Annotated in this window: 13 protein-coding genes, 1 tRNA gene and 1 pseudogene; 3 read left to right on the forward strand and 12 right to left on the reverse strand. The window is 69.0% G+C overall.

Annotated elements, in window-relative coordinates; all coding sequences use genetic code 11:
- Positions 1 to 111: 111 nt before the first annotated feature.
- The 3 genes from I5071_RS30805 to I5071_RS30815 form a co-directional block, all read right to left on the reverse strand.
- A complete protein-coding gene (locus I5071_RS30805; RefSeq protein ID WP_236516830.1) occupies positions 112 to 6,645 on the reverse strand; it encodes a hypothetical protein in 6,534 nt (2,177 codons plus the stop codon).
- Positions 6,642 to 7,880: a hypothetical protein gene (locus I5071_RS30810; protein ID WP_236516831.1), complete on the reverse strand. Its 1,239-nt coding sequence runs from the start codon at positions 7,878 to 7,880 to the stop codon at positions 6,642 to 6,644. The genes I5071_RS30805 and I5071_RS30810 overlap by 4 nt, the downstream gene beginning before the upstream one ends.
- Before the next feature lie 201 nt (positions 7,881 to 8,081).
- Entirely contained in the window at positions 8,082 to 9,686 is a 1,605-nt protein-coding gene (locus I5071_RS30815; RefSeq protein ID WP_236607698.1) for a PDZ domain-containing protein, read from the reverse strand.
- 101 nt (positions 9,687 to 9,787) lie between these two features.
- Here I5071_RS30815 and I5071_RS30820 point away from each other — a divergent pair.
- Positions 9,788 to 9,860: transfer RNA gene (locus I5071_RS30820), tRNA-Ala, on the forward strand.
- 316 nt (positions 9,861 to 10,176) lie between these two features.
- Here the strand turns inward: I5071_RS30820 and I5071_RS47065 are convergent.
- The 8 genes and pseudogenes from I5071_RS47065 to I5071_RS30855 all read right to left on the reverse strand — a co-directional run.
- Positions 10,177 to 11,166: pseudogene (locus I5071_RS47065) on the reverse strand (tyrosine-type recombinase/integrase); the annotation flags it as partial.
- A gap of 1 nt (position 11,167) precedes the next feature.
- Positions 11,168 to 11,380: a helix-turn-helix domain-containing protein gene (locus I5071_RS30830; RefSeq protein WP_236516833.1), complete on the reverse strand. Its 213-nt coding sequence runs from the start codon at positions 11,378 to 11,380 to the stop codon at positions 11,168 to 11,170.
- A gap of 158 nt (positions 11,381 to 11,538) precedes the next feature.
- On the reverse strand, positions 11,539 to 12,375 hold the full coding sequence (locus tag I5071_RS30835) for a hypothetical protein (RefSeq protein WP_236516834.1): 837 nt from the start codon (positions 12,373 to 12,375) through the stop codon (positions 11,539 to 11,541).
- Positions 12,375 to 13,505 (reverse strand): hypothetical protein, encoded by a 1,131-nt coding sequence (locus I5071_RS30840; RefSeq protein ID WP_236516835.1) that lies wholly within the window; start codon positions 13,503 to 13,505, stop codon positions 12,375 to 12,377. Before I5071_RS30840 ends, I5071_RS30835 begins: the two co-directional genes overlap by 1 nt.
- Positions 13,505 to 13,726, reverse strand: a complete 222-nt coding sequence (locus I5071_RS47070; protein ID WP_419249608.1) for a ribbon-helix-helix domain-containing protein — start codon at positions 13,724 to 13,726, stop codon at positions 13,505 to 13,507. Before I5071_RS47070 ends, I5071_RS30840 begins: the two co-directional genes overlap by 1 nt.
- A gap of 113 nt (positions 13,727 to 13,839) precedes the next feature.
- A complete protein-coding gene (locus I5071_RS30845; RefSeq protein ID WP_236516836.1) occupies positions 13,840 to 14,481 on the reverse strand; it encodes a hypothetical protein in 642 nt (213 codons plus the stop codon).
- Positions 14,481 to 14,858 carry a hypothetical protein gene (locus I5071_RS30850; RefSeq protein ID WP_236516837.1) on the reverse strand — a complete coding sequence of 126 codons (378 nt, stop codon included), beginning with the start codon at positions 14,856 to 14,858 and terminating at the stop codon, positions 14,481 to 14,483. The genes I5071_RS30845 and I5071_RS30850 overlap by 1 nt, the downstream gene beginning before the upstream one ends.
- 231 nt (positions 14,859 to 15,089) lie before the next feature.
- A complete protein-coding gene (locus I5071_RS30855; protein WP_236516838.1) occupies positions 15,090 to 15,563 on the reverse strand; it encodes a hypothetical protein in 474 nt (157 codons plus the stop codon).
- Between the two features lie 1,163 nt (positions 15,564 to 16,726).
- Here I5071_RS30855 and I5071_RS30860 point away from each other — a divergent pair.
- Positions 16,727 to 17,092: a hypothetical protein gene (locus I5071_RS30860; RefSeq protein WP_236516839.1), complete on the forward strand. Its 366-nt coding sequence runs from the start codon at positions 16,727 to 16,729 to the stop codon at positions 17,090 to 17,092.
- 48 nt (positions 17,093 to 17,140) lie between these two features.
- On the forward strand, positions 17,141 to 17,482 hold the full coding sequence (locus I5071_RS30865) for a hypothetical protein (RefSeq protein WP_236516840.1): 342 nt from the start codon (positions 17,141 to 17,143) through the stop codon (positions 17,480 to 17,482).
- A 151-nt stretch (positions 17,483 to 17,633) separates the two neighbouring features.
- Here I5071_RS30865 and I5071_RS30870 read toward each other — a convergent pair whose 3' ends face one another.
- Positions 17,634 to 18,392: a hypothetical protein gene (locus tag I5071_RS30870; protein WP_236516841.1), complete on the reverse strand. Its 759-nt coding sequence runs from the start codon at positions 18,390 to 18,392 to the stop codon at positions 17,634 to 17,636.
- Between the last annotated feature and the right edge of the window lie 20 nt (positions 18,393 to 18,412).

Here is an 18,412-nt window from a genome sequence, read left to right on the forward strand (position 1 = left end):
AAGCACACCGAGGTCGAAAACACACGCGCACGGAGCGGTGCAGAGCGCCGATTCGCGATGCGAGAGATGGAGGGCGCGCCCGACTCCGAGCGCGCCAACTCTCGTCGTCGCTCAGCGCTGGTGTTGCCAGTACCGATACGTGAGCACGAGCTGAACGTCCTCGAGCCGCTCGAATCGGAACGACGGATCTTCCCAGATCCGCAGTACCAGCGTTCCGGCGAGGGGACGGCCCTGCAGCTCGACTCGCGTGTACGGCTGGATCAGCGCGAGGTCGGTGCTCGAGATCGGATTCGTGATGTACCGCTCCGCCGCGAGGGCGCGCGCGGATTCGAGCCGTCCGGGGAAGAGCGGCGCGTCATACGTTGCGCCGAGCGCGTTCCGCACCGGATAGGGCCCGACGTGCAGCATCGAGAACGACAGGTTTCCAGAGCCGAAACAACCCGCAGTTCCTCGGCCCTCGCAATCACGCAGACCCGTGCCCACGAGGTTCACTGCGATCGCGTCGATTCGATAGTTGTAGTTTCCTGCTGCGAATCCCGCGTCGCCCTCACGCAGCATGCGCTGCAGCCGGTCCGCGGAGGCATCGAAGCTGGTCTGCCAATAGCACCGGATCTCTTCGGACTCCGGGGGGCAGCGGCCATCGGTTCCGTCGGCGCACGTCCGTGCGCAGGTGCGCTCCCAGGCCTCGCGCCGGAAGTGGATTCCGCGATCGTCACGACACGCGCGGACCGTTCGGTACCCACTGTCCCCGGTGTCGAAGAACGGCGACGGAGGCGCGTTCTGGCCGATGCCGCCGGAGCTGGGATTGCCGACGACCTGCCGCGTCACGTCTTCGAGCATGACGCCGGCGACGTCGACGTCACGAAGCGTGATCGGCGCCGGACCGCCGTGCTCGAGTCGGATGACAACCTCGGTATCGACACGAAGATCGATGAAGTACCAGTAGCGACGCCACTGTGCGGCCGGGGTGACGTTCGGAACGTCCTCGCGGAACACCTGCGACGCGGACGCCGGCCCCAGCGAAGCCCCCGCAGCCGTGATGGCTTCGAATGCGTAGTCGGCGGGGATTCCGCCGGTCGGCCCGGTGCGGGCGTACCAGGACAACCGATGTCGTCCGGCCGGCAACATGATCCGCTGCGTCAGAGCAGACGTCGCGGTCGTCGCGTCTGCAGTCTCGCCGATCGAGACACGATACGGAACTGCACGTCCGAAATCCGCTGTCGCGAATCCACCGGTGGGCAGCAAAGTCGTCGTGTCCGTCGGGATCTCCTGCACCGTCACGCAGGCCCGCTGGACGATGCCGGACCCCGGAGCGCCGGCCGGACAACCTTCGATGCGCCAGCCCGGGCGCTCTCCACTCTCGAGCACGTCCAGACGACTGCCGTTGTAGAGCAGATTCGGAGTCTCGACGTCGCACGGCGCACGCACTCGGAAGATGTCGTCGCGTAGCGAGACGACCGCAGTGTCGGTGCCTTCACGGAACGGGTGCACGAAGCTGTACGACTCGAACACCTGCTCCAGGCGCCGGACATAGTCCCCGACGTAAGCGCCGGAGTAGTCGTCGGGCGCATCACTGTTCGTGCTGGTCGGGACGCCGGCGTCTCCGTCGGCCCCGCCACCCGCGCGAATCGTGTCGTAGTCGATCGACGGGAGCGTGCAGATCGTGTCGACCCATTCACGCGGAGGCTCGTCGGAGAAGATGTCGTCCTCCATCTCGGAGAGCTGCATTCCCAAGCGCTGCTCGAGCGCGAGACGGGCGATGTACGCAGCGCGCACGGCTCGCTGATGTGCGCGGCGATATCGCGCGAGCAGCGTGCTCTGCCGGGCGCGCATGACCGTGTTCACGGCCGAGTGCTCGTCCGAGCCGTTGCTGTCGAGGAGCAGCGCCCGCGCGAGCGCGCGGCGCGCCTGAGCCTGCGCACCATGCAGTCGAGAGAGAGCGGCGTCGATCCGCTCGAACGACGTGCGGATCGCGACAGCACGCTCCGAGAAACTACGCTGATACTGCGTCGCCTCGATGTTGAACTGCGAGAACTCCTGGACGATCCGATCCTCGATGTCCTGCTCGCGCAGGCGCTGGACTTGTTCGTCGAGGATGATCTGGGCGATGGAGTTCTGACAGGTCGCAGTGGCACCCGCCGCGGCGCCGGCGGCACCCACCGGGTCCATCTGCGCCGACTGGGTCGTCGCGACGAGGCAGCTCGTCATGCGATCGAGCGATCGCCCGAACGAGAGGAGCTGTTCGATCTGCCGCGCACGCTCGCTCGTCGCGACCGCGGCGCGGAGTCCGCGGAGCCGCGAGGCGAATGCCCGGAGATCCGCGGCGATCGCGTACCGCGTATTGCTCAGCTCGACGAGCGCAGATCGGATCTCGGACACCTGCGCATCGAACTCGCCGCTGCCGGTGCCATACAGGCCCGGGCCGTCCTGGCGCAGCGCCTCGATCACGCGTCGCGGGAGATTGCGGACGATGGTGTTCGCGCCCGCAGTCGAGACCGCGTTCGCGCGGCACTCGAAGTACGCGGCGAGACGATACGAGTCCGAGATGTTGTTGACGGGCCCGGGGTCGACGCAGTTCGGGCCCTGGAGCGGATCGACCGGAATCTGCTGGCGCGCCGCGTAACAGGCGAGCTCGAGCCCGTTCAGGAAGTCCACCTGCGTCAGCCCGTCGGGCGCGATGAACGCGAGATTTCCATCCTCGAGCAGACGGCGCGCCGGTCGATCACCGATGCAGTCCTCGTACTCTTCGCGCCGGCAGCGGCCCAGCCCCTCGTCGTCCCACGAGCGGAAGTAGTTCGTGAGCTGCCCGACCTGCACGGTCGTGCCGTCGCGCAGCTCGAGCGCGTTCATGTATGCAGCCCGCTCGGCCGCGGTCTGCGACGAGAAGCGACGAACGACGTCTGGAAGGTAGTCGCGCCAGAGTCGGTCCGCGATCATCGCCGAGTCCGTCCGGCCCAGTCCGTCGTCGGCCATTCGGAGAAGGAGCGGCGCATTGCGGTCCCACGTCGCATTGCCCAGCGCCGGCGGCGTCGGGTCGTCGCAGTCCTGCGCGTCGTCGAAGATGCTGCAGGTCGGAGAAGAGCTCTCGTAACTGCACCGCGCCCACTCGGCGCCTGCCGGAATCTCGGTCGCATTGCACGAGCTGGTGCCCGTCGGCTGGATGCTGCAGACCTCGGAGCCGAGATCGGCGATCTGGACCGAGTACTCGCCGGCGGAGTCACCACCGATGACGCCGCCAGCCGTGAAGTGGTCGATGCGGTACTCGCCGGCGCCCGAGCAGAACACCGACGGGCTCGAGCTCCCCAGGTGATCCCACGAAATCGTGTCCGCGTTCGCTCGGAACGTATGGGCGCCAGTCGCCGGATAGTACGGGAACACCGACTGCCCCGGTCCCAAACCCGCGTACGTGCGCGCGGCGAGAACCGCACGTGCCAGCAGATCATTGACCTGCGCGCGATAACGTCGGGCGGTGCCCGCCGAGCCCGAGCTCGTCGTGTGCGCGTTCTCGAAGCAGAAGAGCGTACGACTGTCGGTCAGTCCCGTCGGGTACGGGGTCGAGGTGCTCGCGCACACGGCGCCCGTCGGGCGCGGACCCATGGGCCACGTTCCAGGTGTGGTCGACGTCGGCGGGCCCGTGACGGAGCCGGTGTGGAAGACGCGCGATCCCGCGAAACGCACCGCACTGTAGTCGCCGGGCTGCGCCTCCCACGTCAGCTGTCGAGCGATCGACGAGAACCCGTCGTACGTGAGCAGGGCGCTCGAGTACAGCTCCGTTCGCTGCGCGGGTGTGGCGGTTCCGGCGCGCACGGCCGTGAGCGCGGCACACGGAAGGTCGAGCGGATCGGGAGGAGCCGGCTCGGGATCCGAGGGCATCTGGAAGAGACCGACGCGCTCCGTCACCGCGGTCGCGGTCACGCCCGGGGTGGGCCCGCTGCATGCGCCCGTGCTGGTCGCGGCAAAGGGACAGGGCATGTCCGGCGTAGCGTTCTCGCAGATTCGTGGACTGCTCGCGTCCTGGTCCCAGATGCAGAGCGACTGATCGCCGAGCGTCGCCCACGGGACGATGTCCGCGCCGATGCACGATGCGACGCGTCGCAGATCCTCGTCGGAGACTGCATTCGCCGCGGCGAACAGCACGGGGTCGAGGACGCATTGCGTGCCGTCGCGCACGTACGGAGACACACAGTTCGTCGTGTTGAGCGTGTGGGCGACCGGCGCGATCCGGTCGCTCACCGAAGTCAGATTGATCGTGACGCCACAGAGTCTCGACAGCTCGTCTGCTGCGGCCTCGGCGCGCAGGTCCATTTCGAGCCCGGACCGCAGGAGCTCCTCGCCGAGCACGTCGGCCTCGTCGGCGGAGCGACGCGCGAGCTCGAGGTAGTGACGCCAGCTCGATTCGATACCGTTTCCGTCGTCGGTGAGCTCGTTCTCGAGCGGAAGGCGGAAGTCGGAGGGAATGCCCGCGCAGGACTCCGCGGAACGCGTGGGATCGGTCGGGCTCGGCTGGATGAGCGCTGCCGCGCGACGATCGAGCTCCGGCGCGATGACTGCGTTCTGACAGTACGGGAACAACGGAGAGGGCGCGTAGGTCGGACGGCGCAGGACCCAGCCTGTCAGCTCTTCGAATTGGCCGGGCAGCGGGTCTCCCGTGAGGTTCGCGCGTCGACGCACCACGAACAGCGTCATCGTGCTCGGGCTCGGGCGAGTGGCGATCGTATCGTCGACGTCGAGGAACCCCGCTCGATAGAATTCGGAGGTCGCGCCCCACGAGGAGTTCGTCCAACCGGTTCCCGTCGGAGCGCGGGTGCGCTCGGTGAGCATCGCCGGCGTACACGGCGTCCCTTCGAGCGTCCCGCGAACGGCGCACTCGAGGCCGTCGCGACCCACGACGACCGAGAGCTCCGCGGGATTGACCGCAGCACCGACGTCGATGATCAGGTCCTGGACGCCAGATGCCCTGTTGTACACACACGCTCGAGCGCGGCCGAGATACGACGCAGCGTCGTATCGCGGAGGAGCGTTGCCAGACGCCGGGGCATAGTGAAAGTCGGCGAGCGTGTCCGCGAGAACGTTGTTGGCCGCGGCCAGTGTCCCGGTGCACGACGACGGACAGATCGCCGCCATGATCTCGGGGACTCGCCGATAGACCTGATCGTAGAGCGACGCGAGCGTGGGATGGCCGATCACCCGCGGCATCGCCCCGGAGGAAATCCCCATCTCGGCGCCCCAGGAGTCGCCTGAGACCACCTGGTTCTGACCGACCCAGCGATTGTTGCCGGTCGTCGCGCGCCACTCCCAAGGCGGCGGGCTCTCCCAGGTATATGTGCCGCCGAACGGCTGTGGCGAAGGCGTCGTGTCGTGACGGAGCACAGCCGCCCAATACGAAGGCAGTAGCTGCTGGGGAGCATTGCGGGTCGCCGCGTACAACACGATGCTGCGAGTGGCCGTCGTCTGCCCGGGCTCGGGCAGCGGCTCGACCGGGAGAATCGCCGCCGGAGACCGGTCGAAGGCACGGATTTCCTCGCGCATGTACTCGCGCGCCTCGCTGAACGCATCGCGAGCAACGCCGAGCTGCTCGTAGAAGCCATCGGCGGTCGCGGTCCGGAGTGCCGCACGATCCTGCATGTACCCGAGCCGGTACCGCAGCGAGTTCTCGGCCGTGACGGTGCCACCGCCAGTCACGAGGTAGTCGAGTCGCGTGTTCGAGCTCGTGTCGGCGACGAGCCGCGGATCGAGCGCAGCGGCGCGCAGGAGCTCGAGCGCGCGCATGCCTTCGCCCGACAGCGGAGGACGAGTGAAGAAGCCCTCGGTCGCGACGCCCGTGATCGCCGGCAGGCCTTGCTCGCCGCCGACCAGAGCGTGCGCCGCGGAGCTCCGCGACGCGTACGGCGCAAGCAGTGCTTGCGCCGCATCTGCGCGATCGGCGCGTCGCGAGTACGCCGCATCCGACACCGCTGCGCCCTGCTCGCCCATGTACGCCGCGGCGTCGCGGCCGATCTCGAAGGACTCGCGGAGGAAATGCGCGAGCTCCTCGCCGAGGGTCACGTCGTTCAGCGGTCCGAGCGTGCTCGAATCGTCGTCGTCGGCGTTCTTCACGAGCTCGGTCGTCGGACAGACCGAGGCCTCGAAGGCCTGACTCGCGAGACGGCTCGCCGTGTACGCGTACTCGAGCGCGTAGGTCGCGATCTGTGCGTTCGACTCGGCGTCCTGCGGCGGAATGAGGAGCACGCCGGGGCTCGCGTTGGACGCTCCGGCGATCGCAACTGCACGCGTACCTGGGTACTCGACGATCGCGAGCATCGTGTTCGCTGCACACACGAAGTCTTCGACCGACGCGACTGCGTCACCACAGGTTCCCGCGCGGCGCCCCGCTCCGACGTTCGTCACGCACCCGTACCGGATCGATTCTGCGAGATCTTCCGCGGTGCAGCCGAAGTCGACGTGGCAACGGACCGCAGCTGGTTGGTTGACCCCGCGATACCCGCCCGGCCCCTGGCGAACTGTGATCGGAAGACGTGAGTTGATGTCGTCGAACACCGAGCCATCGTCCGCAACGTCGAGGCTCAACGAGTCCTCTGACGTACAGCCGACGACGACGGCAATCAATACGAGCGCCTTGCCTAGGCTTCCTCTCAGCGTTCTCATCGATGGCTCCTATCGAGGTCCCGTCGTACCGAGCGGCGGTTGGGTCGGAGGTCGTGATCGTCGCGATTCGTGCGGGTCGCGCGGAGCGCGCGAGCTCGAACGACCAACACCAGAGCGAGCATCGCGAGCATTGGGATCACCCAACCTGCTCGCGCTCTCGGAGCGCCGACTGCACACGTCTGGGCCGGCGCGCGGGGCGCGCACACACGACGCCCTGCGACGAGAGCGCAGCGCTCGCTGGGCGCACAGTTGTCGTCGGTCGCGCAATCGACGGTGCAGTAGCCGGCCTGCGATTCCGACGAAACGCATCGCCCCGACTCGCACTCTTCGCCGACGGCGCATGGCGCGCCGGTGCTCCCGGGCTCCACGCATCCGCCTCGTGCTGCACCGCCGATCGCGCAGGTCCCCGTCTCGCACGGAGTGCCCACGTCACAGCGATCGACCGCGCAGACACCGCCGTCACAGGCGCTCGAACAGCCGCCGTCGGCGCAGCTCGCGAGCACGCACCGGCCATCGACGCACTCGTGGTCCGGAGCGCACGCAGGGCTGCATGCTGCGCTCGACGCGTAGAGCGCGCAGAGCCCGGCGACGTCGTCGGCCCCGAGCGTGCGCGCGCTCTCGCCTTCGTAGGTCGGGTAGACCGCGCTCTCCGCGTAGGCTTCGGAGCCAGCGCAGTCGGGGGCTCCCGAGGTCCCGCCGTGCTCGCATGGGTGCAGCAGCCCGAGCAGGTGGCCGATCTCGTGGGTGAGCACGGCCTGGACGTCCAGGACCTCGGCGCTCGCAGAGCCGAATGCGAACTCGTAGTCCGCGAGGTTCAGATAGATGTCGGCTTCGACGATGGTCGCCACACCGTCGGATGATCGACTCAGGCGAACATCGGTCGTGGCGCCGCGGCCCGCGGGAAACCCGCGTTCGACCCAACCGGACGAGACGACACCTATCGTGTTGCGACCGTCGCCAGCTCTGGCAGGCATCTCGGCGACCCCGCCGAGCTCGGCGTCGATCGGCATGCACTCCGCCGATTCCCACGTCGCGAATGCAGAGACGGCCGCCCGCTGCAGCGTGTAGGCATCGAGGCGACCGTCGAGCTCCGCGGTCGACAGCTCCCACGCAATCTCGCGCCGCGCCCAGCGTGCTGGGTACGCGACGGTCGAGTCGTGCTCGTAGGTCCGATACGCCCGCGCTGCGCCTGGCCACGACAATCCGACGAGTGCTGTCGAGACTGCTACGGCCACAAGCGCACAAACAAGCTCAACGCGCTGGCCGGATGGTAGGCCTGGACTTGGTCGGGCAACCCTTGGGAGACGACGTATGCGCACGTTCGCCAGTTAGCCTGGAACAAACCTCCCAGTCAACGGGAGCACTTCCGTCGTTCGTGATCGGACGTGGAAGTTTTCCGCGAAACTGTTCGAGCGCGAGATTCGCTCTAGAATTGCTCACAACAGCGCGTTCGCCGGCCTCGCCGGCTCCGCCGGGCGCGCGGTCGCGAGCCTCAGCGCGATCACCACCGCTCCCACCACGAGCACTTCTGCGATCGCGCGCTCGATCTCGCGCGGGACTTCCATCTCCATCCATCCCAGCGCGCCGATGATCGCAATTGCCGCGATCACGAGCGTGGCAATCGCGAGACCGATCCACGACAGGCGCGCTCCGCGATCTCGCGCTCTGCGCAACATCGATGCTGCGAGCGTGGCAGTCGCCGCGTATCCGACGCTCCCGATCCATGCCAGTCCCGGGCGCACGTCGCCGATCGCGCTATGCGCAGCTTCGCCACCCGCGAGCGCGATCATCGCGCACGCCGCGAGCGCGGCGAGGAACACGTCGTCGAGCACACGACGGCGATCGCGATCTCCCTCGAGCACCGGACCACACGCCGCCGCCAGCGCGACGAGCACGATCGCGAGCGGGCCCGTCGGGCTCCGGAGCGCGAGCCAGTCCCACGGCCACGGGCCCTGCGCCGCTTCGATCGCGGCAGGATCGGTGGTGCCGATCGCGAGCGTCGCGACGCCGAGCGCGACGACGATCGCGATCGCGCCGCACATCGCGCGCATCGCGGCGACGATCCGCTCACGCGGCCCCGACGCGCCGAGCACCAGCGACGCGCCGCGCCCGGCGACGATCGCGAGCAGCGCCGCATCGAGCCCGAGCGAAGGCAGCGCATCGAACGCCGCGCGCAGACCGAGCGCGATGCCGGTCGCGATTGCGACGCTCACCCACGGCATGCGCCGCGACGTCGGTGCGAGACGATCGATCCACGTCGCGCCGGGACCGAGCAGCACCATCGCGAAGAGCGCGATCAGCGCGGCGAGCTGCGACCACCGGATCGCCTCGCGCGGCACGCGCTCTTCCCATCCTTCGAGCGACACACGCACCGGGAACGGCGCGGCCTCGCCCTCGCGCGCGACCCGCAGATCCATCGCGCCGAGACCGGGCGCCGGCACGAGCTCTTCCGGCGCGAGCAGGTTCAGGCCGTCGATCGAGAGCAAGCGATCACCCTCGGCGAGACCGGCGTCGTCGGCGCGGCTCCCTCGCGCCACCCGCGCGACGACGAGCCCGATCGCATCGTCCTCGCGCGGTGCGAGCTCGAGCCCGAGGCGCGCGAGCACGCTCGCATCCGCGTCGTCGCCGACCTCGCGCGGAACGAGATCGATCACCGCGTCCTCGAGCGTGCCGATCACGGTCCCGCGATCGAGCGCGCCCGCACCGAACGCGACGCGGATCGCACCGCGGAACGTGCCGCGCCCTCCGAGGCGCCGCAGCGACGACGCGGGCATCGGCAGCTCGACGCGATCGCTCGAGATCGCCTCGCCGTCGAGCGCGAGGTCGACCGCGCGCGCCGGATGTCCCGGTCGATGCAGCACGCCGCGGAACGTCACGCGCGCATCGCGTCCCGCGGGGAACCCGCTGCCGCGCAGCACGAGCCGATGCCCCGGCTGCACACGATCGGGCGACACGCTGCCCACGTGGAGCAGCTCGGCCTCGATCGGTCGCGAGCACGCGAGCACGAAGAGCGCGACGATCGCGAGGCCGAGAGCGCGCATCCGCACGGCCCGACTCTCGTCGCGTCGCCCGGAATGGGTCAACAAACCCGCGCGAGCGTTTGACCCCGCGGAACGACCCTGCTACATCGCGCCTCCTTCCTGGGGTCGTAGCTCAGCTGGGAGAGCGCCTCGATGGCATCGAGGAGGTCAGGGGTTCGATCCCCCTCGACTCCATACCGGACAAGCCCGTTTCGTGGGCATTCCGAGCACCGGCGAACGACGCGTCACCCAGCGCGTCACCTGAATCGCCGGCTGCTCGGGGGCGACGGAGTTCGATGACGCGCCCCGTGCGCGGAGCGATCCGCATGCACGCGACCGCCTCGCAGAGCGGCTCCCACCCGAAGTACGTGTAGCCGTCGATCTGCTCGCCCGCGGCGTTGTGGGTGACGCGCTCGAGCACGTCGTGCCGCGCGCCGTCGGTTCGCGCGAGGGTGATCATGCTCCGCCGGAACGAGTGGAAGTCGCGCTTCGCAGGATCGATCCCGAGCTTCTTCGCGTGACGGTGCACCACGCGCGCGCCGAGCGAGCTCGAGGTGTGGTGCGGCAGGTCGCGGAAGTGCGGGCGCCGGCCCTCGCGGTGCGGCGGGCGCGGGAGCACGAAGTCATCCGGCCGCGGCGCGCGCAGCATCAGGCGCGGCCAGCCTTCGATCTTCCACGCGGCGAGCAAGCGCTGCAGCTCGGGGTGGATCGGCACGTCGCGCGGCGACTCCGACGTGTTCCGCGCGGTCTTGAGCGGGAGCCCGTCGTACTGCGTTCGCAGCGCCCATCGCCAGAGTGGGCGAGCGGCGGTGTCGAGGTCTCGCCACCGGAGACCGGCGATCTCGCCGACGCGCGCGCCCGTGTAGCTCGCGATCGTGTACGCGACCGTGAAGTCTTCGGACACGTCGTCGCACGGCGTGATGAGCCGCTCGATCTCGTCGCGCGTCCACGGCGCGACCTCGCGGCGACGCACGTTCTTCGGGAGGATGCCCTTCGGGAGCCCCTTGGCCGGGTTGTCGGCGATGAGCTCGTCGAACCGGGCGCGCGAGAGCATCGCCGAGAGCACCGAATGCACGTTGCGGATCGACTTCGGCGAGAGGCCGCTCGACGCGACGAGGTGCCGCACGAGCTCGGCGATGTCGCGCGGGCGCAATTCGGCGAGACGCACGCCGCCGAGCGTCGGCAGGACGTGATCGCGGAGCATCGCCTGCTCGCGCTCGGCGGTCCGCACGCCCTCGCGCCGACGCAGCGCAATCCACCGCTCGGCGTATGCCGTGATCGTCTGCTCGCTCGAGCCCGTCGCCCGCGTGAAGGTGCCGCGTGCGACCTCGTCGCGGCGCTGATCGAGGAGCCGGGCGGCCTCGGCGATCGTCGCGCCACCGTGCTCCTGCACGCGCTCGCCGTTCGCGTCGCGGAAGTCGATCCAGTACGCGACGCGCCCGCGCGCGAGCTTCCGCTCGTAGATGCCGCGCGGAAGCGGCTTCGTCCTCGGTCGTCCCATCTCACCCTCGGCTGAACGGCGCGCCCGCACGGTCTCGGAGGTACGCGTCGACCTCGGAGCGACGATACCGTCGCGCGCGAGAGGACCCGTAGCGCGGCAGGCCCTGCACGCGCCGCAGGTAGTCGCGCGAGACGCCGAGCATGCGCGCCGCCTCGTCGCCGTCGATCCAATCGACGTCCACGCGCGGCTCGTTCGCGGACCGTTCCTCGATCACTCGGCGAACCTCGTCAGCGATCACGCGGCGCAGGTCATCGACGGTGAGGGTCACGACCAGCGTCGGCGATGACGAAGCCTCCGGCACGGCCGTGACGTGATGCGGTCGCATGCTCGCACGCACCCGCCGACGCGCGTCGAAATCATCTGCGCTCCTGCTCATGCGACACTCCTGGCCCGCGTTGCGACGCCGTTCGCCGAGGTGGTTTTGTCGGGTTCCGTCTGCGCGTTCTGACCGCTCGTGTGGCTGGTCAGAGAAGAAGGAGAAGAACCCGTAGATCTCATCTCAGTGACGGCGTCGGTCGGTAGACCGTCGTCCATGCGGCCCGGCGCCGGTCGCTCTGGCTTGCGAGCCATCACGCCGCGGCGCTCGAGCATCTCCGCGCCGGCCCGCTGCGCGAGTTGCGTGCGCTGCGCGTCCTCGATGACCCGCGGGTCCACGCGAGGCATCGCGAACGTAGGCGACGACGGCTGCTGCGGCGGTGCGATGGGAGCGCGCGGCGGGGGCGGCGGCGCTGCGGGCGCCTGCATGCGCATCTGAGGATCGCTGCCGCTCGCAACCGCGGGGACGTCCATGCGCGGCGTGGGCGCTTCGGGGCGCGCCTGCATCGCCATCGCGGCACGCGCCTGCTGATGCTCGCGCAGCGTCTCCGCAGTCTGCGGCTCGCCACGAAGCACGACCGCACCGCTCTCCATGCGCTGCGCTCCGGGGAGCTGCGCATAGGGCGTCCGCGTGACTCGTGCCGGCTCCGCAGTCTCCGGCAGCATCGGAGAGATGGGCGGGCGGCCCTGCGCTTCGGCGATGACTGCATCGGCGCGCGGCGTCGGAGTCTGCGCCGGCTCGATAGCGGGCCCCTCGAGCGCCTGCATCGCGCGGAGAGCGTCGACCTGAGCCCGACGAGCCGCGTCGTCGCGTCGCTGCTGCTCGGCACGCCGACGGCGCTCCTCGTCGCTGACGCCGATCACGAACGGCTCGAGCGTCTCACCCTCATTCATCACGACCCCGCCAGAGTGGAGATGAGCCCACCGAGGAACCCGCCCGTACGGCTGTTGCTCTCGTCGCTGACCTGCGAGGGATCGCGCGTACCCGGGTACTGCCCCGTGCGGCCCGCCGCGAGGCGCTCGCGGTTGTCATACGCCTGCTGACGCGACTGCGCGCGCGACTGCCGCGTCATGTTGCGGCGATCGGTGTTGCGCTGGTTGACGCCCATCTGCGTCTCGGTGCGCCAGCGGTTGAAGTTGTCGATCGCGTCGCGCCGACCAGCATCCTGCGCGTAGCTCTGCCCGTAGTACTGCGAGCCGAGAGCGCCGACGCCCTGCATCGCCTGCAAGGCACGCTGCTGCGCTGCGATCCGCTGCTGCGCGTCCGCGGTCGACAGTCCCATCGCGTTCGCCTGCTGTGCCGCGAGCCGCGACGCGAGAGCAGCGCCGCTGCCGCCCATCCCGCGCGCCTCGAGCGCAGCAAGGTCGGCATCACGCATCGCGCGCGTGGCCATGCCGGTCTGTTGCCGCTGGAGCTGCGCAGCGGCGCGATCGGCATCGGTCATCCCGCCCGACTGATAGACGTTCTGCATCGCCCGCAGCGCGTCGGTGATGTAGGCGTCATTGCCCGCGGCCCGACCCGCTTCCGAGCGCTGCGGGAGGTCGGGGAGCGTCTCCTCCTCGTACTGGACCCACAGGTCATCAGCGCTCGGTGCGTAGGTCTCGGCCTGGCCCCACCACCCTTGCCGCTCGGCCTGCTCGCGACGTCGGCGGTAGTCGGCCGCTCGAGCGGTCGCGCCCGAGATGTCGCCCCACAGGAACGTGCCGGCGCTCGACTCGTCGAAGTCCGAGAGCCCCGAAACGCCAAGCTGCGAATCGCTCGCCTGGTTCGGGTTGCCGCTGCGCAGACCGCCCATGCGCCCCGAGTCCGCATCGCGGCGCTGGCGCTCGTAGTCGGGATCGTTCGGGTCGTACGTCGGGCGCTGCTGCGAGGCCCACTCGTCGTAGTAGGCGTTCCCGCCCGCGCCGCCCGATGGGCCGCTTGGCGTGGCCTGCGACTGCGCGCGCGCGTACTCGCCAGGCGTTGCCCCTGTAAGGTCGTCGAAGCCGTCGCCGTCGTCGTCCTGGAAGCGACGCGGCGGCATCAGCGCACCATCGACGCCGACTGCCCGGCGCCCTCTCCGTGAAGCATCGCGGCGATCGCGCGCTCCACGAGCTCGGAGCCCGTTCGGCCCTCGGCCGCGGCTCGCATCTTCAGCTCGCGCGCAAGCTCGGGCGCGACGTACGCCGTGACGTACGCGACAGCGGGCCCGCGCTTACGATCGCGAATGCCTCGCTCTGACCGTTCGCTCGCACTCATGCACATGAAAGTGCGAGCGAGCGAACCGGCTCGCTACTGACTAGTTCGCGTGTCCGTCGGTGTCGCCGCTACCGTCGCAACTCGTGCAATACGAGCGCAGCTGCAGGGCTCGCACGCCGTTACAGTCGGCGATCTCGCGTGGACGCGATCGCCTCCGACGTCGCATACGTGATGGTGATCGTGGCAACGCGGGAGCCGGCTCGGCCACTTGCACGCAGCGAGATCGCGCCGCCCTCCCGCGCGGGCCAATCGAGCTGATATCGGGCGTTGCCAGCGAGCAGACACGCATACCGACCGGCGGCGAGGTTCAGTAGACAGTCCGCGTCCCCGTCATGGGCGTCGCGCGGCGTCCCGTAGCGGTCGGTGAGCTGCCCCGCGAGATCGCTGAGCGCCTCCTGCAGTGCGGTCTCGCCCTCGGCTTCTGTGCCCAGCGTGATCGCGCAAGCGTGCGAGCCGCATCGGCGCACGTGGGCCCACGCGGTGAACCCAACCGGCCTCGGCGTGCGCGAGCATCGACCGCCGTCCGGCGTCGTTCGCCACTCGAGGCGCTCATTCATACAGCGCAGACCCACCGAGCCGAACGAGCCGCCCAGACGGAACCCTCCGGGTGCAGCTGGGAGCGCCGGAAGCTCGCCTGATTGCGCGCTGGCGGCGAGGACGGCCGGACCAAGCGCGAGGGCGCCGACGATGACTACGAGCGCGAGTGGTGTTCGCACCTGCGCGATTCTACCGCAGCACACGCGGGTGACGGGCTCGCGCATCACTCGCTGGCTTGCGCGTCGAGCGTCACGTTCAGGCGCTGGGCCCATGCGCGAGTCTCGTCGACCGTGCGCAGTGTGTCGGGAAGCACGCGAACGCAGAGCTCGGGCGTGCGGTCGTTGCAGACGATGACAGTCGTCACCTCGTCTTCGGTCGAGAGCTCGTCACCGAGCCGACCTGGGACATCGCGGCCGCGACGGATCTCTACGAAGTAGACCGTGCCGCTCTCTGAGTCGCGGGCCCGGCTCTCGATGCGCGCTGTGCGATACGGGGCTGAGCAACCACCCAAGACGAGAGCGCACAACGCCAGCATCGTCGCGACCAAAAACGCGCCGGCCCGCTCGCGAGGCACGCGTTCAAGGTTTCGTCTCTTGCGCACGGTGTAGCCGCCGACTCTCTCGCGTGGCGCTAGGACCGGACATCACCCGCGGGGGTGATGGCGGCAATCGAGGGCGGTCCCGGTGTTTTGTCAGGTTCTGTCTGCAGCGCGCTAGGCGTAGCCGTGGAAGCGCATGAAGAAGTGAGAAGATCCCGGATCACATCTCAGTGACGCTGACAAAACCGACAGAACCTGGAGCGTCGACACTCGGGTGCGTCGGCGATGTCCGAGCTACGGCGCCGTGGTTTCACCGCAAACCGTGCAGTGCACGGGGCCCGTCCAGTCGTCGAGGACTTTGATGCGCTCGTCGGGATGACAGGCGAACGATACGGCTCGCATGTCGTTCGTCTCGGCGAGCGGCTCCGGGCGCTCGGGCCTCTCGAACGAGGCGCGGAGCATCCCGCCCGTTCGGTTGAGCGACGCGATCGATCGCTCGAGGTCATCGAGTGCGGCGCCCACTCCCGTCTGGTCGATCGCGGCTTGGCGCATGTGCACGAGTTGCGCGGGGGTGAACCACGAGGTCTCGGTGTTCGCCGCGACGCCGCAGTACGGGCAGTGCAGCTCGGCGACGTCTGAACCGCGGCCCTCGACGTGGAGCCGCTTGAGTTCGCGCTCGCAGGTCGGGCACTCGCGGCGGAGGTAGCCGTCAGGGTCGAGGGGAAACGAGAGGGATACTTCCGTGATGTCGTCGCCGTGGTCGCTCATGCAGCATTGACGTCACCCGAGCAGAGCGTCAGCAATCACCCCTTGAGGTGACTGGACACGTCGTCGAGGCTCTCCGCTTCGCGAACGTGTACACGAGCCGTCCAGCTCGTGTGCTGTGCCGCGTGCCACGCGTGCCAGTCGCAGCGCTCTTTCCGTCTCGTCGCTGACGGGACCGAGTCCGTGATCAAGACTGCGCGCGCTACTCACCCGCATCGTGGCGCTCGCGGCCGACGGCGCGACACAGCGATCCCGGGCGAGGGCCTCTGGCGCGCGACGGGCGTGCCTACTGAGGGCGCAGGTCGCTCGCTGCGAGGGTCAGGGAGCAGGCGGAATGTCTTCACGCCTGAACGCCTGACTCCAGTACGTCACGAGGTCCTGACGCCTCAGCCCTGCTCGCACGCGAGACATCGCGACGAACTTCGTCGGAGCCCAGATCCACTCCGCCGCCAGTACGACTCGAGAGGGCGCGATGTGCATCCCGGCATGCGCGGCCGCAACACACGCGACGAGCCACAGGTGTGCGGCTCGTTGCGAACCACCCTGCGGAACGCGCTGCTGCGCCGCTACGAAGTCCTCCGCGGAGTACGCGCGCACTGCTAACGGTCGTGAGTCGGAGCCCTCCTCAGGAAGCACCCTCCAGTTGCGCAACTCGTCGCGCACACGGTCCACCGCCGCGCTTGAATCCACGTGCCACACCCACGAGTGAGTCACTTGCAGCGACGTCGGGTCCGTCGCGTCGGGAATGCACGCGATGACCAGCCAGGGCTGCACGGGTTGCACGTGAGAATCACGGTACGCCACACGCAGTCCTGGTCCGGAGCGACGCTCCATGCACCTCGGTCTGGCGCGCGTTAGGCCGCTTTGCCCGGAGGTTCCGGTCCGACGCAGCTCACCCGTTTGTGGGATTGTCGTGCGTCTCGCGCGCGCGTTCCATCTTCGGCATGCGCCACCAACTGCTGACACTCGTCGCGACGTCGTTCCTTCTTGGCGGATGCCTGAGCGCCTTGCCCACGGCTCGAACGTCCATGCAGGAGCGAATGGCCGTCTATACAGGGGGACAACGCGTCGCCATGGCCGCGCAATGCACCCCAGCGTGTGGTGCCGGGTCCGAGTGCGTGAACGGAACGTGCATCAGTTCCGAACTCGCAGCTAGCCGACGGACCGTGTTGGAACGCTGTAGCGACGAGCTGGAAGGCGCTAGGAATCGGGCCAACGACGGCCGGCAATGGGCGTTCAACCTGGGTTGGGGAGTGCTCGGCGCGGGTGCGCTCGCGTCAGCAACGGGAGCCTGGCAAGCGACGATCGATCCTGACGAGCGCGAAGACGGCGTGATCTACACGGCCGCAACCTCCGCCGCGGTCACTGCGCTTCTTGGTGCAGTCATCCAGGGCCTCAGCGTGATGTCGTCCGATGGGAGCGCGCGCTACCGGATCCTGCTCCCACATGTTGAGGCGCTCGAGACCGCGTCGACGACGGACGCGATTCAGCGGATCGTGACCCAAGCGCGTCCGGTCTGCGACCTCCCGTAGCACACGACCGCGTCAGACCTCGCGCGTTCGCGCCGACGTCGCGCCTCTGTGCCCGACGGAAGCCAGCTCAACCCGAACCGCGCCGAGCGCTGCGCCGCTTGCGGCGAGCCGCTCGGCCTCGGGCCGTGGTGGTGCATCGAGACGCAGCCATTCCACGAGCGGTGCGCGCCGTGGGAGACGCGCGCGTTCCCGCTCGCGCACGAGCTTCAACGACTGCGCTCGCTGCGTCGCCGGCTCACGCGCGCGATCGCCGCGATCGACGAGGTCGGGCGCGCGCTGCGCGTCGCGGAGAGGCGCTGGCCGGACGGTGCGCTCGATCTCCTCGCAGCATCTCAGCGCGCGATCGAACGCCTCGACGCGAGGATGCGCGAACTCGGATGGCGACGCTGATCGGCCGTCCGCACGAGCTCCGATCGATCGGCCGATGTCGGTCTACGGGTCTGCTCAGTCACCCACATCCTCGGCAACAAAGCCTCGAACGCGGCTTTCGCGTCGTCATCGTTTTCGTCTTCCTCGTCGTGCGCCGAGGGGCTCGCGCTCGTCAGTTGCGGGGTCCACGCCGTTGGCGCGCGACCTGGTTCGCGACGATGTCGCCCGCGGCGTACGTGCGTGAGCCGAAGCGAACCGCCTTGCTGACGACGCCCATCACCTCACGCGCAGCGGCATCCTCCTTGGTGCCGCCGGGAACCATCGGAAGGAACTCCCCGCCGCAGGCGCGAATCTCGTCGTCGCTCGGCCAGCCCTCCTCCTGGTCGCTTCGGAGTCCATCCGGAACGTCGGCAACCCACGAGGCGGTGCAATCGCCAGGGTCGTAGCCCTCGTAGCGCTCGAAGAAGTGCTCGGCGAGCAGTCCGCTCGATGCGATGACGAACCAGTCCTCGTCGTGATCGCGGGTTTCGCACCAGTAGAGCGCGAACGTCGTACGTCGAGGCGACGGCCGGCCAGTCCGGTGCAGCATCGGCTCGATGTCATCCACGACATCACTGATCGCGCGCCAGGCTTTGCGTTCGACGACCTCCTCCGTCGCGATCACAACGAGGGCGATCTGCACGAGCAGGCCGTCGTCGGTGATGCGACTGGATGACATCTCGACGACGGGTGACTCGACCTCGCCGCCCGGCTTGAGGATCGACCGCGCGCGCAGCTCGGCGATCGCAGCCTCGAGTCGCTCCAATGACCACGGTTCGCCGTCCTCGTCGCCAAAGCGTCCAAGGAGCTCATCACGATCGCCATCGAGAATCTCTGCTCCGTCCTCCCAGAGGTCGCGCCAGAGCCAGAGTGCGTCGTCGGATAGCCTCATCGGCCCGATGATAGTCCGGG

This window comes from Sandaracinus amylolyticus (assembly GCF_021631985.1).
GTDB lineage: Bacteria > Myxococcota_A > Polyangia > Polyangiales > Sandaracinaceae > Sandaracinus > Sandaracinus amylolyticus_A.

What these genes read in the sequence shown, in the direction of transcription:
- I5071_RS30805 (WP_236516830.1), bottom strand. Translation starts at nt 6,645, where the DNA reads ATGAGAACGCTGAGAGGAAGCCTAGGCAAGGCGCTCGTATTGATTGCC.
- I5071_RS30815 (WP_236607698.1), bottom strand. Translation starts at nt 9,686, where the DNA reads ATGCGCGCTCTCGGCCTCGCGATCGTCGCGCTCTTCGTGCTCGCGTGC.
- I5071_RS30835 (WP_236516834.1), bottom strand. Translation starts at nt 12,375, where the DNA reads ATGAATGAGGGTGAGACGCTCGAGCCGTTCGTGATCGGCGTCAGCGAC.
- I5071_RS30840 (WP_236516835.1), bottom strand. Translation starts at nt 13,505, where the DNA reads ATGCCGCCGCGTCGCTTCCAGGACGACGACGGCGACGGCTTCGACGAC.
- I5071_RS47070 (WP_419249608.1), bottom strand. Translation starts at nt 13,726, where the DNA reads ATGTGCATGAGTGCGAGCGAACGGTCAGAGCGAGGCATTCGCGATCGT.
- I5071_RS30845 (WP_236516836.1), bottom strand. Translation starts at nt 14,481, where the DNA reads ATGCGCGAGCCCGTCACCCGCGTGTGCTGCGGTAGAATCGCGCAGGTG.
- I5071_RS30855 (WP_236516838.1), bottom strand. Translation starts at nt 15,563, where the DNA reads ATGAGCGACCACGGCGACGACATCACGGAAGTATCCCTCTCGTTTCCC.
- I5071_RS30870 (WP_236516841.1), bottom strand. Translation starts at nt 18,392, where the DNA reads ATGAGGCTATCCGACGACGCACTCTGGCTCTGGCGCGACCTCTGGGAG.